The organism is Metabacillus bambusae (assembly GCF_017497975.1).
GTDB classification, from domain to species: Bacteria; Bacillota; Bacilli; order Bacillales; family Bacillaceae; genus Metabacillus; species Metabacillus bambusae.
In genome coordinates, this window is record NZ_JAGDEL010000027.1 from 19,269 (window position 1) to 36,042 (window position 16,774).

Annotated in this window: 16 protein-coding genes; 12 read left to right on the plus strand and 4 right to left on the minus strand. The window is 36.8% G+C overall.

From position 1 onward, the window contains the following. Positions 1-6 precede the first annotated feature (6 nt). The 12 genes from I7822_RS24775 to I7822_RS24830 all read left to right on the plus strand — a co-directional run bounded on the left by I7822_RS24775 (position 7) and on the right by I7822_RS24830 (position 12,634). The gene (locus I7822_RS24775) at positions 7-846 is read left to right on the plus strand and encodes a sugar phosphate isomerase/epimerase family protein (RefSeq protein WP_207981754.1); all 840 of its coding nucleotides are present in this window, start codon (positions 7-9) and stop codon (positions 844-846) included. 14 nt (positions 847-860) lie between these two features. Next, positions 861-1,853, plus strand: a complete 993-nt coding sequence (locus I7822_RS24780; protein WP_207981755.1) for a Gfo/Idh/MocA family protein — start codon at positions 861-863, stop codon at positions 1,851-1,853. A 47-nt stretch (positions 1,854-1,900) separates the two neighbouring features. Beyond that, entirely contained in the window at positions 1,901-2,908 is a 1,008-nt protein-coding gene (locus I7822_RS24785; protein WP_207981756.1) for a Gfo/Idh/MocA family protein, read from the plus strand. After that, positions 2,909-3,892: a Gfo/Idh/MocA family protein gene (locus I7822_RS24790; protein WP_207981757.1), complete on the plus strand. Its 984-nt coding sequence runs from the start codon at positions 2,909-2,911 to the stop codon at positions 3,890-3,892. Between the two features lie 40 nt (positions 3,893-3,932). Next, a complete protein-coding gene (locus I7822_RS24795) occupies positions 3,933-5,201 on the plus strand; it encodes an ABC transporter substrate-binding protein (protein WP_207981758.1) in 1,269 nt (422 codons plus the stop codon). Between the two features lie 216 nt (positions 5,202-5,417). Beyond that, complete coding sequence (locus tag I7822_RS24800; RefSeq protein WP_207981812.1) at positions 5,418-6,293, plus strand: carbohydrate ABC transporter permease; 876 nt, start codon at positions 5,418-5,420, stop codon at positions 6,291-6,293. A gap of 12 nt (positions 6,294-6,305) precedes the next feature. Beyond that, on the plus strand, positions 6,306-7,133 hold the full coding sequence (locus I7822_RS24805) for a carbohydrate ABC transporter permease (RefSeq protein ID WP_207981759.1): 828 nt from the start codon (positions 6,306-6,308) through the stop codon (positions 7,131-7,133). A 78-nt stretch (positions 7,134-7,211) separates the two neighbouring features. Continuing rightward, a complete protein-coding gene (locus I7822_RS24810) occupies positions 7,212-8,159 on the plus strand; it encodes a carbohydrate ABC transporter permease (RefSeq protein ID WP_207981760.1) in 948 nt (315 codons plus the stop codon). Between the two features lie 44 nt (positions 8,160-8,203). Further along, the gene (locus I7822_RS24815; RefSeq protein ID WP_243459675.1) at positions 8,204-9,052 is read left to right on the plus strand and encodes a carbohydrate ABC transporter permease; all 849 of its coding nucleotides are present in this window, start codon (positions 8,204-8,206) and stop codon (positions 9,050-9,052) included. A 103-nt stretch (positions 9,053-9,155) separates the two neighbouring features. Then, positions 9,156-10,526 (plus strand): ABC transporter substrate-binding protein, encoded by a 1,371-nt coding sequence (locus I7822_RS24820; protein WP_372442223.1) that lies wholly within the window; start codon positions 9,156-9,158, stop codon positions 10,524-10,526. Positions 10,527-10,682: 156 nt separating this feature from the next. After that, complete coding sequence (locus I7822_RS24825) at positions 10,683-11,546, plus strand: sugar phosphate isomerase/epimerase family protein (protein ID WP_207981762.1); 864 nt, start codon at positions 10,683-10,685, stop codon at positions 11,544-11,546. 26 nt (positions 11,547-11,572) lie between these two features. Further along, positions 11,573-12,634 carry a Gfo/Idh/MocA family protein gene (locus I7822_RS24830; protein ID WP_207981763.1) on the plus strand — a complete coding sequence of 354 codons (1,062 nt, stop codon included), beginning with the start codon at positions 11,573-11,575 and terminating at the stop codon, positions 12,632-12,634. A 154-nt stretch (positions 12,635-12,788) separates the two neighbouring features. Here I7822_RS24830 and I7822_RS24835 read toward each other — a convergent pair whose 3' ends face one another. From I7822_RS24835 to I7822_RS24850, 4 genes are all read right to left on the minus strand, one after another. Further along, positions 12,789-13,796, minus strand: a complete 1,008-nt coding sequence (locus I7822_RS24835; RefSeq protein ID WP_207981764.1) for a FecCD family ABC transporter permease — start codon at positions 13,794-13,796, stop codon at positions 12,789-12,791. Then, complete coding sequence (locus tag I7822_RS24840) at positions 13,793-14,803, minus strand: FecCD family ABC transporter permease (RefSeq protein ID WP_207981765.1); 1,011 nt, start codon at positions 14,801-14,803, stop codon at positions 13,793-13,795. Before I7822_RS24840 ends, I7822_RS24835 begins: the two co-directional genes overlap by 4 nt. Before the next feature lie 165 nt (positions 14,804-14,968). Continuing rightward, entirely contained in the window at positions 14,969-15,895 is a 927-nt protein-coding gene (locus I7822_RS24845; RefSeq protein ID WP_207981766.1) for an iron-hydroxamate ABC transporter substrate-binding protein, read from the minus strand. Then, a complete protein-coding gene (locus I7822_RS24850; RefSeq protein ID WP_207981767.1) occupies positions 15,846-16,691 on the minus strand; it encodes an ABC transporter ATP-binding protein in 846 nt (281 codons plus the stop codon). Before I7822_RS24850 ends, I7822_RS24845 begins: the two co-directional genes overlap by 50 nt. Positions 16,692-16,774 lie beyond the last annotated feature (83 nt).

Below are 16,774 nucleotides of genomic sequence, written 5' to 3' on the forward strand. Positions count from 1 at the left end.
GTTGTGATGCTAAAAGGAATTAATCAATGGTGCTACCCTGAAGGGACACCTTTGGAAGAAGTGTTTGCGTACAGTAAAGAAGCTGGCTTCGATGCAATCGAATTGAATCTTTATAATTCTGGCGGAATTGGCTTAACGATGGACTCAACACCCGGTGAAGCAGAAGCAATTACTAAGCTTGCCTTGTCTTATGGGTTACAGCTAAGAAGCTTATCTACGGGCTTATTATGGCAAAGCCCATTATCTTCAGTTAATGGGGATGTAAGAGAACAAGGCAGAAAAATCATCCTGAAGCAAATTGAATTGGCAAGTGTGATGGGGATCGATACGGTACTGGTTGTACCTGGTTCTGTCTCACATGACGTAGCCTATGATGATTGTTATAAGAGAAGCCAAGAAGAACTAAAAAAAGTTCTCGATGAAGCGGAAAAACGTCAAGTGGCAATTGGAATTGAAAATGTCTGGAATAAATTTTTATTGTCACCACTCGAGATGGCGCGATATATAGATGAACTAAATTCAGATTTTGCAAAAGCTTATTTTGATGTTGGAAATGTCCTTCAGTTTGGTTATCCAGAACACTGGATTCGAATCCTTGGGAAACGAATAAGCAAAGTTCATGTGAAAGATTATAGTACAAAGGTAGGGAATATTACTGGATTTGTACCGCTGTTAGCTGGTGATGTTAATTGGCCTGCAGTAATGGAAGCTTTAGAAGAAATAGGTTATGAGGATGTCATCACTGCTGAGCTTAGCCCATATACAATCGGACCTAAACAGCTTCCGATTGATACAGCTCGGCATATGGAAGTCATATTAGCAAGTCATTTTAAAGTGAAAAACTAAAGGGAGTTGAAGTGATGAGTAAAGTAAAAGTAGGATTTGTTGGTGTAGGAGGAATTGCTGGAGTACATTTAGAAAATGTTTCGAAAAACAGTCATGCCGTCATAGTTGCTGTATGTGATATTGCAGAAGAAAGTGCCAAAAAAAAGGGATTACAATACAATGCCTCTGCTTATACAGACCTGGATGAAATGCTAGAAAAGGAAATACTAGATGCTGTATTTGTCTGTGTTCCCCCATTTGCTCACGGAGATATTGAAGAAAAAATCGTAAAACGTGGAATTCATCTCCTAGTTGAAAAACCCTTAGGCCTCGATTTAGAAACTGTACAAAAGAAGGCGAAGATTATAAAAGACTCTGGTGTCATTTGTGGAGTAGGCTACTGCTTGCGCTACTTAGATACAGTTGCTAAGGCGAAAGAGTATTTAAAAGATAAGTCAATTGCAATGGTAAGAGGACATTACATAACATCATTTGTTCCAACTCCTTGGTACCGCGAAATGAATAAGTCAGGCGGACAACTTGTTGAACAGTCAACTCATATATTAGATTTAATGCGCTATTTAGCTGGAGAAATTGACAATGTATATGCGAATATGAGCCTGCAAGTTCTATCAGACATACCAAATATGGATATTCCGGATGTGACATCAGTGAACGTTACATTTAAATCTGGTGCAGTGGGCCACCTTGATTCTTCGATGATACAGGTTGACCATAGATCAGGTATTGAGATTTTGGGTAGGGATTTTCGTGTACTAATTGATGGAGCAGATTTATCAATTGTTGAAAAGGATTCTACGATTACCTATAAATCGAAAGTGGATTTTTATCAAGAACAGGATCGTGTATTTATTGAAGCAGTCATGAAAGGGGATCCTAATCTTCTCTTATCTAATTATGAAGACGGAGCAAAAACACTTGCTGCTACGCTAGCATCTAACAAGTCAAATGAGATCGGATTGCCTATTAAGCTGTCCTCATTAACTGAAGATAAAATCACTTTGTAAAATAATCATAGCGTGCTAGCAGAATGAAGAGAGAGGTGTAAACAAAAGTGAAAATTGGTGTAGTTGGTACAGGTACAATGGGAAAACTTCATCTAAACGCATGGTCCAATATGAAAGCGGTTACTATTTCCGGGATCTTGGGGCGGGATAAGAGATTAGTGGATCAATTAGCAGAAAAGTATAAAAGTAACACATATATGGAATATGAAGAACTACTGAAAACAGATATCGATGTTATCGATATTTGTTTACCGACCTATTTGCATAAGGAGTTTGTGTCAAAGGCTGCTCAACATGGCAAGCATATTATTTGCGAGAAGCCTCTTGCATTAAACCTAGATGAATGTAGAGAAATTCTTGAAATCTGTCATACGTGGGGTGTTCAACTATTTGTAGGCCATACACTTCGTTTTTCACCAGAATATAAACATGCACATGATCAGGTGAAGCGTGGTGTAATCGGTGAACCTGGTGTTGTTCGATTATCAAGAGGTGGTCCTTATCCACTAGGAAGAGATTCTTGGTATCAGGATGAAGGGAAAAGTGGAGGGGTTATTTTAGACCTTGGGATCCACGAATTTGATTGGGTACGCTGGACATTTGGTGAAGTAGAAAGGGTAATGGCTAAACAGGTAAAAAGGAAGGGCGAAAATGGAAATTCTATTGAGTATGCGTTAGTAACATTGCGGATGCTAAGCGGAACAATTGCTCATATGGAATTGTCTTGGGCAAAGGAAACATTTGAGTCTTCTTTTGAAATTGCAGGAAATAAAGGGATGCTTACACATAGTGATCGAGAAAGTTATCCTATAACACTGAAAATAAAGAACGAAGAAGAACAGAATAATGGTGGTGTAGCTTTACCAAAAAGTATAGGAACGAAATCACCGCTTCAACTACAACTTGAACACTTTACGAAATGTCTAGAAAATGCAGAAAAACCGATTATTTCTGCTGAAGATGCGATGAAAGCAGTAGAAATTGCAGTAGCAGCCATTGAATCAGTTAAGAGTGGGCAGCCCGTTTCTTTGCTTACAAAGAAGGAGGTGTTTTAAATGAAGATCGGAATGATTAGCTTTGCTCATATGCATGCATTTAGCTATGCAAAGCATCTACAAGCCGACCCTGAAGTTGAAATAACTGCCATATGGGATGAGGATGAAGAACGAGGATCAAAAATGGCGAAAACATTCAACTGTCAATATGTAGAGAATTTGGATAGATTACTAGAATTAGATCTTCAAGCAGTTGTTGTGTGTTCAGAGAATAAAAAGCATAAAGAACATGTGATTGCTGCAGCTCGTGCAGGAAAACACATTCTATGTGAAAAACCAATCGCAACAGAAGTAGAAGATGCGAAGGAAATGATTGATGTTTGTAGACTGTCGGGCGTTATTTTACAGGTGGCATATCCAGTTAGATTCGCCCCAGCAATTCAAAGAGTAAGAGAGTTAATTGGCTCAGGGGCAATTGGGGAAGTTGTTGCCATTAATGGTACTAACCATGGACAAATGCCTGGTGGCTGGTTCATCGAAAAAGAGTTATCAGGCGGTGGAGCCGCAACAGATCATATTGTTCATGTCATGGATCTCATTCGTTGGATACTAAATGATGAAGTAAAAAATGTTTATGCAGAGCTTGATACGAGATTCTATTCGATCGATGTAGAGGATTGTGGAATTGTCACATTGGAACTTGAATCAGGTGTCATTGTATCAATAGATCCAAGCTGGTCACGTCCAAAAACATTCCCTTCGTGGGGTGACGTTCTATTAGAGTTTGTCGGCACGAAAGGAACTCTATCAGTAGATGCATTTAAACAACATTCGACCTACTACAATGATTTAGAAATAAAAGTCCAGCATTTATCATGGGCTGATGACATGGATAAAGGACTTATTGATGACTTTCTTCAGTGTATAAGAAAAAAAGGGAGCCCATCTATTACCGGAGAAGATGGATTAAGGACATTAGAAGTTGTGAAGGCAGCCTATGAATCTGACAAACTAAAAAAAGTGGTTACATTAAATAGAATATAAATTGCTTTGCTAGTCTTACTATTAACAAGGGGGATCAATAATGAGAAAACTTTTGGTGTTTCTATTAGCAACATTGCTTATTGGAAGTATCTTTCTCGCAGGGTGTAGTAATAAAGAGGGAGCATCGGGAAAGACTTCTGATAAAGTTACGTTAAATGTTGCGTTATGGGATGAGAATGTTAGTGAGGTAGTTGATAAATCGATCGACCTATTTAAAGAAAAGCATCCTGAGGTAGAAGTGAAAGTGACATATACTCCTTTTGCGGACTATTGGACTAAATTAAAGACTAGTTTAGCAGGAGGAAGCGGACCTGATATTTTCTGGATGAATGGTCCAAATTTTCATCAATACGCTTCTTCTGGTCTTATTAAGGATATTCAGCCGTTAATTGATGCAGATAGTTTAGATACTAGTGTGTATACACCTGCTTTAGTTGATCTATACACGTATGAAGGCCGTTTATATGGTCTGCCTTACTTCTTAGATTCAATCGGTCTTTTCTATAATAAGAAGATGTTTGATGACGCTGGCATTCCGTATCCAGATGATACATGGGATTGGGCAAAAGTGGAGGAAGTTGGTGCAAAGTTAACAGATAAAGAAAAGGGGATATATGGTTATATTGCCTCTTCTGCAAATCAAGCTGGTTACTATAATTTAATTCACCAAGCTGGAGGATTTATCATTAGTGAGGATAAAACAAAATCAGGATTTGCCTCAGCTGAAGCACAAAGTGCACTGAAGTGGACCAAGGATTTAATGGACAAGGGAATTTCTCCTTCTGCACAAGCACAAATTGAGACAAAAGTGAACCAAATATTTGGTTCAGGTAAAGCAGCTATGCTCCCAAATATTTCAGTAAATGTTCCAGTTTTACATGAAATGCTTGGTGATGACCTAGGCGTTGCTGTTCTTCCGAAAGGAAAAGAACAAGCAAGTATTGTTCATGGATTAAGTTGGGGAATGAATGCCAAGACAAAGCATGAGGAATTAGCATGGGAGTTACAAAAAGTGTTAGCTGGTGAAGATGCTGGGAAATGGATGGCAGAATCAGGGTTCAGTATTCCGGCATACAAAGGAACAGAAGGCGCTTGGTTGGAATCAATACCTTCATTGGACTTAAAAGTGTTCATTGATAGCCTTGAGTTCGGCGTTCCATACCCAGTATCAAAAAATACTGCAGAATGGCAAGATGTTGAAGTGAAAGAAATTCAAGATGCACTGTTAGGTAAAAAAACATTTGAAGATGCAACGAAGAAGATTGCTACTGAAATGGATGAAATATTAGCCAAGGAATCAGAAAAGTAATAAATATAGCGGCTGTCTCAAATAAAGGGTCAAACCCCTCGAACCTAATATATTGAATTTTTTAAAAAGAGAAGCTCAATATATTGGAGTTTTTTAGAGGGTCAGACCTTTTGAGATAGCTACTTCTCATATAGAAAGGGGTGTGTTTCATTGGAATTGCAAACTTCCCGTTCCTCGCAAAATATTAAAACGATAAAGCTGAAAAAAAGATCTAGAATGGACTCTATTGAAGCTCTATGGGGATATATCTTTATCGCACCTGTTGTATTGGGGTTAACCATTTTTTACATAGCACCTGCTGTTTCATCTTTCTATCTAGCTTTTACTCAATGGGATGGATTAACAGCTCCTTTATTTATAGGTCTAGAGAATTTTATAGCTTTATTCAAAGATGAAGTTTTTATTCGATCAATGATTAATACAATTATTTTTACATTGGTGTCAGTACCTTTTTCAATTGCATGTGCAACAGTTATTGCCGTTTTACTTAATCAAAAAATAAAGGGTATTGTCATGTATCGAACATTATTTTTCATTCCTGTTGTTACGATGCCAATAGCAATTGGTATGGTCTGGCGGTGGTTATACAATTCGGAATTTGGATTAATTAACTATATATTAGGGCAGTTTCATCTTCCGCAACCTAGCTGGCTGTTTGATGAAAAATTTGCACTATTTTCTATTATCTTAGTTAGCGTTTGGATGAGTGTTGGATACAATACCGTGATCTTACTTGCAGGACTTCAAGGAATATCTTCATCATATTATGAGGCTGCTGATTTAGATGGAGCAAATGAATTTCAAAAATTCCTTCGTATAACAGTTCCTTTGTTAACACCAAGTTTATTCTTTGTATTAGTCATGTCGATGATAAATTCCTTGCAGGTGTTCGATTTAATTTTTGTCATGATCGGAGATAATGCATCATTATTAGAACCGACGAGGACGGTTGTTTATAGTGTTTGGGAAAATGGCTTTAAATTTTTCAATATGGGCTATGCCTCAGCACAAGCGCTAATCTTATTCATCGTCATCCTAATCATTACAATTATTCAAATGGTTCTCCAGAAGAGATGGGTGCATTACCAATAGGAGGTATTGAAGATGGTACATGATACGAGAAGAAAGAAAATTGGAGCTCATGCATTACTAATAATAGGTTCACTTATTATGATCATGCCTTTTTTATGGATGGTTTCAACATCGTTTAAATCATTCGCTGAGTCAATGCAAGTACCACCAACAATCTTTCCTAAAGAATTCAAATTCCAAAATTACCTAGAGGTTTTTGAAAAAATAAATTTTGCACAATACTACCTTAATACAATGATTATCACAGCTTCACGAACAGCTTTTCAGTTAATTCTCTGCTCTCTAGCAGCATATGCCTTCGCAAGGCTGAGATTCCCGGGGAAAAATATTATTTTTATCACCATCTTATCCGTTCTAATGGTTCCTTCTCAAGTTATCATGATTCCTAGCTTCGTAATTATGAGGGAATTAGGCTGGATTGACACTTTTTACGCGATTATCGTTCCAGGAATATTTAGTGCTTTTGGAACATTCTTATTACGACAATTTTTTATGGCCATTCCAAAAGAGTTGGATGAAGCTGCAAAAATTGATGGATGTTCTTTCTTCGGAATCTATTGGCGGATCATCCTTCCCTTATCTAAGCCAGCTCTAGTATCACTTGCTATTTTTACAATCCTTGCATCATGGAATGATTTCTTATGGCCTTTAATCGTAACAAATTCTGATGAAATGAGAGTCCTATCAATAGGTATTGCTACATTCCAAGGACAGTATGCAACAGATTATCCATTATTAATGGCAGGTGCTTTAATGGCAACCGCACCAATGATTATTATCTTTTTATTCTTGCAAAAGTATTTTATTGAAGGGATTGCACTTAGTGGGGTTAAGGGTTAATAACCTCATGGTAACTAATATAAAGTTTGCTGCTCACCACTTAAATTTGTTTTTCATTTCTTCTAAAGGAGTGAGGTTATGTCGACTGAACTAAATACTTCGGTAGGGACTCCCACACATAATACAGTTGTGAGGCGAAAGAAACTTTTTACTCGCCGTGATTTAACAGGATATTTATTTTCAGCTCCCTTACTAATAGGAATTGTTGTGTTTTCAATTTACCCAATGATTGGGGCTTTAATCCTAAGTTTTAAAAAATCTTCACAATCTTTTAATGGTGAATGGACAGGATTAAGTAACTATCAATATGTTTTAACAGACTCCTTGTTTTGGCAATCCATCTATAACACTTTTTATATGGGGATTTTATCTGTTATCTTAGGTGTTTCCTTATCATTTATTTTAGCAAGTTTAATCCACAATATCAGTTGGTTAAAGTGGAGGAATTTCTTTAAAGGAGTTTACTTTTTACCAAATGTCGTTTCTTTAGTAGCCACAAGCATTCTTTTCTCTTTTCTATTTAATCCAGGAAGTGAAGGATTATTAAACTATGTTATTGGTATAGTCGGAATTGAGCCTATTGGCTGGTTTACCGATCCAAAATACGCAAGGTTCAGTATCGTCATTATGACACTTTGGGGAATGCTTGGTTATAACACGATTATATTTATCGCTGCTTTAACAAGTGTCCCAAAGGATTTATATGAAGCTGCTGAAGTCGATGGCGCGAACTGGTTGAAAAAATGGTTTTATATAACCGTTCCATATTTAAAGCCAATTATTATTTTTATGGTGATAATCGGGACAATCAATGCCATGAAACGCTTTACAGATGTTTGGTTAATAGGGGGAACTGCAGGAAACCCTGCTGGCTCATTAATGACAGCTGTTCTATATATCTATCGAAATGGATTTCTATCATCACAGATGGGGATAGCCACTGCCGCTTCCTATATATTATTTTTCTTTATTCTTGTTCTAACGATTGTTCTACAGTTTACGAATAGAAAAAGTAATTTTGATTAAGGGGGGATATGATGAAGGCGATGTCTACGAAAGGTAATGTGCCTATGAATAAAAGGTCTTTAAATCGTTCAAAAGTAATATCAGATTGGATATTAACTTCTGTTTTACTTATAGGTTCGTTGGTTATGATTATTCCTTTCATTTGGATGGTTTTAACAAGCTTTGATTGGGCAGCTAGACTTAAAATCCCATTTCCACCAAGATTTTGGCCGGAAGAGTTTTCTATTAGAACGTATCAAATGGCTTTTACAAATATACCGATGCTAAAGTATATGATAAACTCTCTATTCGTCTCAGTAGGAGTAATACTGTTCAGTCTTACGTCAGCGTTATTATCAGGTTACGCGATTTCAAAGTTGAAATTTAAAGGAGCTAATATTGTCCTTTTATTAGCACTAAGTACAATGATGATCCCCTTTGAAATGACAATGATTCCACAATATTTGATGTTTGCCGAATTTAAGCTTTTAGATACGTATTGGGCTTTCTTTTTACCAGCTTTGAATTATGCTTTTGGAACTTTTTTAGCAAAATCATTTATTGATCAACTACCAGGAAGTTTACGAGAGGCGGCGATCATTGATGGGGCGAGCGAATTCACCGTATTTATAAAGATTTATTTACCTCTATGTATTCCAATTCTAGCCACAATGATCATCTTACAATTTTTAGCTGTTTGGAATGATTTGCTTTGGCCATTATTAGCCTTGAAAACACCTGATAAATACACAATTCAATTGGGCTTAGCGATGTTTTCTTACAACAAAGATTTACCTTTACCTTCAGTAATAATGGCTGCGACTACAGTAAGTCTTATTCCAGTTATTGTTCTATACCTATTCCTGCAACGTTATATAGTTGAAAGCATTGCTTTGTCGGGAATAAAACAATAACTTGCTTTTAAGGAGGTGAAGATTGAACTGCACATAACATGATCATCTTAGAATGAACAAGACTATTATTTTATCAATCCATTCTTGGGGGGAATGTACGATGATCAAAAAATTTTATCTTGTTTTTATAGCCTTAATTATGTTAATCACAGCAGCTTGTTCTTCTACAACTAGTAATGAGGATGAAATAAGTGATGTTGAAGTTGTTTCCGAAGTTGAGGGTACAGTTCGTGTTTCTCTCGCTGGTTGGCAGTTAGAAAGTGGAATTGATCCTATTACCGGAGTTGAAAATATGGGATTAAATGAATTTATCAAAAAAGAATTTGAACCAAGATATCCAAATATTAAATTAGAAATATATCAAGTTCCATGGGAAAATGCTCAGGCAAAACAAACAGCAATGTTAAAATCTGGAGATGTTGATGTTCTTTATACTGGTGGAGCATTTGCTTCTCAATGGCAGCAACAAGGATTATTAAGAGGATTAGATGATTTGATGGAAAATGACTCCACTTTTGATCCTAGCATCTATTTAGAAGGTGTATGGGAAAATTCGTATAGTACTAAATCCTATGACAAGAGTGTTCATTTTGGAATTCCAGCAATACTAGGAAGACGAATTATTATGTATGATAAACAGCTTTTCGATGAATGGGGAGTAGACTATTTATCAGAAAATCCAACACCTGAAGAAGTTTTAGAAAAAGCTAAGGCAATGACTGGGAAAAATCCTAAAACTGGAGAAGAAAACTTTGGTATTTGGTGGGATGGAAAATCATTAAATGCATCATCCTTTGTTGCTTTAAGTCATGCCTTTGGTGCGACTGGAGGAGAAGGAACATTGAATGATCTAAAAAACATCAAATGGAATTTGAACTCACCAGAAATGGTGAAAATATTTGAATGGTTAAAAGACGCGACAAAATATGCACCACCAGGTATGTTAAACACCCAAGGAAATGAAAACTTTGGCTTGGAGAAAAACAATATTGCCATTCATCTTGATGCCTCAGGTGCAAGTACGATGGGGGAAGTTAAGGCCTCTGGGAATAAGGAATTACTTGATCGCTTTGAATCAACTTTAAATCTTGGTCCTAATGGTGAAGGCTGGGTTGCTGTAGACCCTTTTGTAATGGCAAAAGATGTTAAAAGTGAGGAAGCATCATGGGAGGTTTTGAAATTTTTAACGGGGCCTATCACTCAAGAATGGAACTATGTAAATTTTAAAAATACTCCAACCCTTGCGGATGCTAGTTTTGTGGAGGAAGAAGATAAATATATGAAAACGGCGATGGAAATCGCCCAAATTTCGAAATCGTCGCTACTTGATGAAGCAAATCCGTTTTTCGGAAGTGAATTAGTTCCTGCTATTAATGGTTTTATTAGTGAAGCACATAATGGAGATGCTCCTGATATTCAATCCTATTTAGATGATCTACAATTGCGTGCTGAAAAGTGGTCTGCAAATCAATAAGATTCTGCTTCAACAGAGGAGTAGATTAATCTCCTCTCCTCTGTTGATTATGATACTTCTTCAGTATTAATAATCAATGCCCTAAGCTATTTTGTTAAAAATAAAATGTTTAGGAAAAGCACTGAAATAACCCAAAAACTATTAGGAGGTCAAAATATGAAGTTAGGATTAAGTTCATACAGTTTGTATGCAGCTCTAAAGTCTGGTGAAATAGATATTCTTGAAGCAATTGAATGGGTTGCAGAACAAGGCGGGGAACATATCGAAATTGTCCCAATGGGTTTTTCATTAGACGATAATCCAGATTTAACAAATGCTATTCGTCAAAAAGCAGAAAATGTTGGAATTGAGATTTCTAATTATGCAATAGGTGCAAACTTCATCACGTCTGATGAAGAGAAATATGAACAAGAAGTAGAGAGAGTTTTTAAACAAGTAGATATCGCCAATCTTTTAGGGGTAAAGCTTATGCGACATGATGTGGCTTGGAGACCAATCGAAGAAACATCCTTCCAACAATTTGAACTAGATTTACCTAGACTAACAGATGCCTGTAAGAGAATAGCAGATTATGCAGCAACATATGGAATAACAACAAGTGTTGAAAACCATGGATATTTTATTCAAGCAAGTGACCGTATTCAAGCCCTGCTTCATCATGTAAATAGGGAGAATTTTAAAACAACATTAGATACAGGGAATTTTCTATGTGTAGATGAAAATCCTATTAAGGCAGTAACGAAAAATATTTCTGATGCTTCAATGGTTCATATAAAGGATTTCTATTATCGCCCCGCTAAGCATAATCCTGGAGAGGGGTGGTTTCAAACAGCTGCAGGAAATTATTTAAGAGGCTCGATTGTTGGCCATGGAGATATTGATATGTATGAAGTTATTAAAGTGATTAAGCATTCAAATTATGATGGCTTTATTTCCATCGAATTTGAAGGAATAGAAAATTGTAAACAGGCTTCAAAAATCAGCTTAGACAATGTCCGTCGAATTTGGGAACAAGTTTAATAGAAGGGGAGAAGGGGAGAATGGGAATGAGCAAACTAAAAATAGGGGTAATAGGAGCAGGTTCGATCTCGGATATGCATTTACAATCTTATGAAAAGAATGAAAGAGTGGAGTTATATGCTGTTTGTGACATGAATATAGAGAGAGCAGAAGAGAAGGCTACTCAATATGGTGCTGCTAAATATTATGATGATTACCATTCATTATTAGCAGATGAAACTATTGACGCTGTGAGTATATGTACATGGAATAACTCTCACGCAGAAATTGCCATTGCAGCATTAAAGGCAGGTAAACATGTTCTTGTAGAAAAGCCATTATGTACCACTGTTGAAGAGGCTAAAAAAATCGAAGAAACGGTCAAACAAACTGGAAAAGTCCTACAAGTTGGCTTTGTTAGGAGATATGCATCAAATACAAAGCTATTAAAAGAGTTTATTGATGCAGATGAACTAGGTGATATTTATTATGCGAAAGCTTCATGTTTAAGAAGATTGGGTAATCCTGGAGGATGGTTTTCAGATAAGGAAAGATCCGGTGGGGGGCCATTAATTGATATAGGTGTACATGTCATTGATATATGCTGGTATTTAATGGGCAAACCAAAAGTGAAAACGATTACCGGTAATACATATTCTAAGCTAGGGAATCGATCTAATGTTAAAAATCTATCATTCTATAAAGCGGCAGATTATGATCCAGAAAAAAACACCGTTGAGGATTTAGCGAATGCCTTGATTCGGTTTGAAAATGGTGCTTCCTTAATGGTCGATGTTAGCTTCACCCTTCATGCTAAGAAGGATGAAATCACAGTTAAATTATTTGGAGAAAAAGGAGGAGTAGAGGTTGAACCTGAATTATCAATCATTACTGAAAAGTACAATACTATCTTGAACGCTACTCCACAAGTAGATTCATTAACATTTGACTTCGTTCAAGGATTTCAAAATGAAATAGATCACTTTGTATCAACCTGTCTTGATGAAACGGAGACCTTGAGTCCAGTGGAAGATGGCGTAGAGATGATGAAAATCTTATGTGGAATTTATGAATCTAGTGAAAAAGGAATTGAGATTGTGTTTGACTAAAGCTGAATAGGTAGGAAGACAGAAAGACCATGATGAGTTGCTCCATGGTCTTTCTACTATGAGAACGTCATAAAGATGCGGATATAAATAAACCCCATTAAGAAGGAATGACTTCTCATGGGGTTAAAGGTGGTACAAATTAACGACTTATTTTCTATTTTTTCAATAACAAATAAATAAAATACGGAGCACCGATTAATGCGACCATAATACCTGCAGGAATACCATCCGGGTCAACTAAATTACGTCCAACTGTGTCCGCGAATAACAGTAGCAAGCCGCCAATCAAAATGGCAACCGGGATAAATAGTTGATTTCTTGGTCCGACTAAAGCTTTTGCAATATGTGGAGCAATAAGCCCGATAAAGGCTATTCCTCCAGTGACAGAAACGGCAGAAGCTGCGAGAGCAACCGCAGTAAAAAGTAATATTATGCGTTCTTTTTCAATTGAAACACCAACACCAATTGATACAGGCTGGCTTAGACCAAGGAGGTTTAAACGATTTGCTTTGTATAATGTAAATGGAATAAGAATTACTAGCCATGGAAGAATTGCCCAAATAAATGGCCAATCCGTACCCCAGATATTCCCTGCTAACCATTTTGCGATAAAATCTACTTTTGTACGCTCAGCAGATGATATTAGGACAATCATCATTCCAGAGAGCGCCAGTGAAAACCCAACCCCAATTAATACTAATTTTACTGGTTGAAGACCTTCATTTCGGGTATATGAAAATAAATAGATCAAGCATGCGGTTAGTAAAGCCCCGACAAAGGCAACAAGTGGAAGCAAGTAAACAAATGAACCCACATCTATTGGGAAGAACAAAAAGTAAACAGCAATTGCAACTCCTGCTCCTGAGTTAATACCAATAATTCCAGGATCAGCTAAATCATTTCGTGTTATTCCTTGTAAAATAGCGCCAGATAAGGCTAGTGCCATTCCAGCTAATAACGTAATAAAAATTCGAGGTAATCGAATCGAGAATAAAACAAATTCTTCTTTAAAAGTACCTTGACCAAGAAGGGTTGGAATTAGTCTGTCATATGTTAAAGAGGAGTAGCCAATTCCTGTCCCAATGAAGATTGTCATCATAATAAGTACTAGCAGAACACATAGAATGATACGTTGTTTTTTTATGAGTGCTGGTTGAATCATGAGAATACTTTACCTCCTTTACGGACAATAATCAGGAAGAAGGGTAAACCCATCACCGAAACAATGGCAGCTACAGGTGTCTCATAAGGAGAATTGATTGTCCGACCAAGTGTATCGGCCAAGAGCATAAAAGTAGCTCCAAAAATGACTGACATAGGTATGATAAACCGGTAATCTGTTCCAACAATTGCCCTAACCATATGAGGAACCATTAATCCGATAAATGCCATATTCCCTACAAGTGCTACAGCAGCACCAGCAAGTATTATATTAATAATAAATAGAATTATTTTTATTTTTGTTGTCTTTTGGCCTAATCCAATCGCAACTTCTTCATTTAAACTAAGTATTGTAAGCTGTCTTGAGAGGAAAAGAGAAATAAGTATACCAATCAAAATAAATGGAACAATTAATTGAAGTTGACTCCATGAGGTTCCGATCATTCCTCCTGCAGTCCACATAGAAACATCTTTTGAGATTTTAAAGTAAATACCAATGCCTTCTGAGATTGCATATAGGAATGCAGAAACAGCAGATCCAGCTAATACAATTCGGAGTGGTGAAAATCCGCCCTTTTTCATTGCACCAATCCCGAAAACCATAGCGGCTCCTACAGCTGCTCCAATAAAACAAGCAACCATAATACCGAAGTAATTCGCTGAAGGGATAAAAGCTATAGCAATTGCCAATGCCGCATTTGCACCAGCAGTTAGTCCTAGTAAACCTGGATCAGCAAGTGGGTTTCTCGTCATTCCTTGCATAATAGCTCCAGAAACAGCAAGGGCAGCACCAACAAAAATTGCAGCAATCTCACGTGGTAAACGAATTTCCCGAATAATAGAAATTTTTTCTCCAGTAGCATTAGAAGTAAGCGCTAACCATACATCCCTGATAGTAATATCTGCAGCTCCGAAAACACAGGCAACAAAAAACATACCAATAAATAGAAGTAGGCCAATAATCAGTTTATATACAAAAAGGATTGATCGTTGATTTTCTTTGTGCATTAATATCTCATCTTTTCTTTCATAGAATAGGTGAAGAGGTAGACACAAAACCAAAGGGTCAGACCCCTCCAACACAATATATAGTCTCTTTAATGAGTTGAAAGCTACTATATAATAGTTATGTTGGGATTGGTCAGACCCTTTTGAGTCAGCATCCATGTAGTATTAGTTTGCTAGAAATGCTTCCTTGAAAAATTCCAGTTGCTTATCCAGTGTGACGGGATCACTAAAGGATGCTCCTTTTCCGCTCATTTCAAATACTCGGTTGTTTTTAACGGCTGGAATATTCTTGTACGTTTCGGTTTCTTGGAAAGAATTATCAGCGTCCGAGTATTTACTGAAAATTACATAGTCTCCAGCATACTCAGGAAGCACTTCTGCCGATATCGTATAGTAGCCAGATTCCAAGGCCATTTCCTTTACTTTTTCCGGCATTTTCAAGTTCATAGCTTGATACAATATTTCTGTTCCACGTGCCCAGTTATCACCGAATACGTAAAGCTGCTTATCATAACTTTCGATAACAGATACGGTTGCATCTTCGCCTATTTTTGCTCGAATCTCTTCTCCTGCTGCTTGGGCACGGCTTTTGAAGTCCTCAACCCATTCCTTTGCTTCCTCTTCTTTATTTAGAAGCTTACCGATTTCTTCGTGCTGTGTTAAATAATCTAATTTGCCCCATGTATAGGTTACAGTAGGAGCAATTTCATTTAATTTATCAATATTTTTAATATTTGATAATCCAATGATTAAATCTGGCTCTAATTCAATAATTTTTTCTAAGCTTTCATCTGATACTTCTTCTACATCTTTTAATTCTTCTTCAAAAGTTGGGTTCGTCTTAGACCAAACATCAACACCAACAATATTTACTCCTAAATCAATCACATTACCAGTGAAACCTGATAGTAAAACTACCCGCTTAGGGTCAGCTGGTACTTCAACAGGACCAGTTTCAGATTGGTATGTAACTGTTTCTTTTTCTTTCTCTTGTGGAGCTGAACTACTATTTTTTTCTTCTGTTGTCTTGTTCCCACAAGCACTAATAATTAACACTAACAGCAGAATAAATGGAATCAATCGTTTCTTCATGTTGATATTCTCCTTTTAATAAATTGTAAGTGATGCACATTGGTTTGTTTGTTCGAGGATCTCTTCCAATTTCAGCATCAATATGAAAAACTTCTTTTAGTACATCATGGGTTATAACTTCTTCACAATTTCCAGCCTTTACAATATGTCCGTCTTTTAAAGCAATGATATAGTCAGCAAAACGAGCAGCTTGGTTTAAATCATGAAGAACCATAACAATCGTTCGTTCCTGTTCAGCATTTAGCTTTTGCAATAGTTCTAAAACCTCTAGTTGATGTGCCATATCTAAATATGTAGTAGGTTCATCTAGAAAGATGATGTCCGTTTCTTGGGCAAGCGCCATGGCAATCCAAACGCGTTGTCGTTGGCCTCCTGATAATGCATCTACAGGTCGAAATTTAAAGTCTTTTGTACCTGTAACGTCTAGTGCCCAGTCAATCACTTCATAATCTTTTTTCGTTAAGCGTCCGAAGCCCTTTTGATAGGGGAAGCGACCATATGAAACGAGCTCACCAACTGTTAAACCACTTGCACTTTCAGGTGTTTGTGGAAGAATCGCCATTTTTTTAGCGAGAACTTTCGTGTTTTCTTTAGATATATTCATTCCGTCTAATACGACTGTTCCAGATTGCTGAGAGATAATGCGAGTAATTGCTTTTAACAGGGTGGATTTCCCACAACCATTGGGTCCAATTATGGTGGTGATCTGTTTATCTGGGATTTGAACACTGAGATCCTTGACAATTAAACGTTCACCATAGCCAATCGTTACTTTATCTGTATATAGGCGAACCATTTTTTCTACCTCCATTTGGTTAAAAATTAAGAATAAGGAAATAAATGATAATGATTATCAACTTCAACTCTTTCCTAACTATA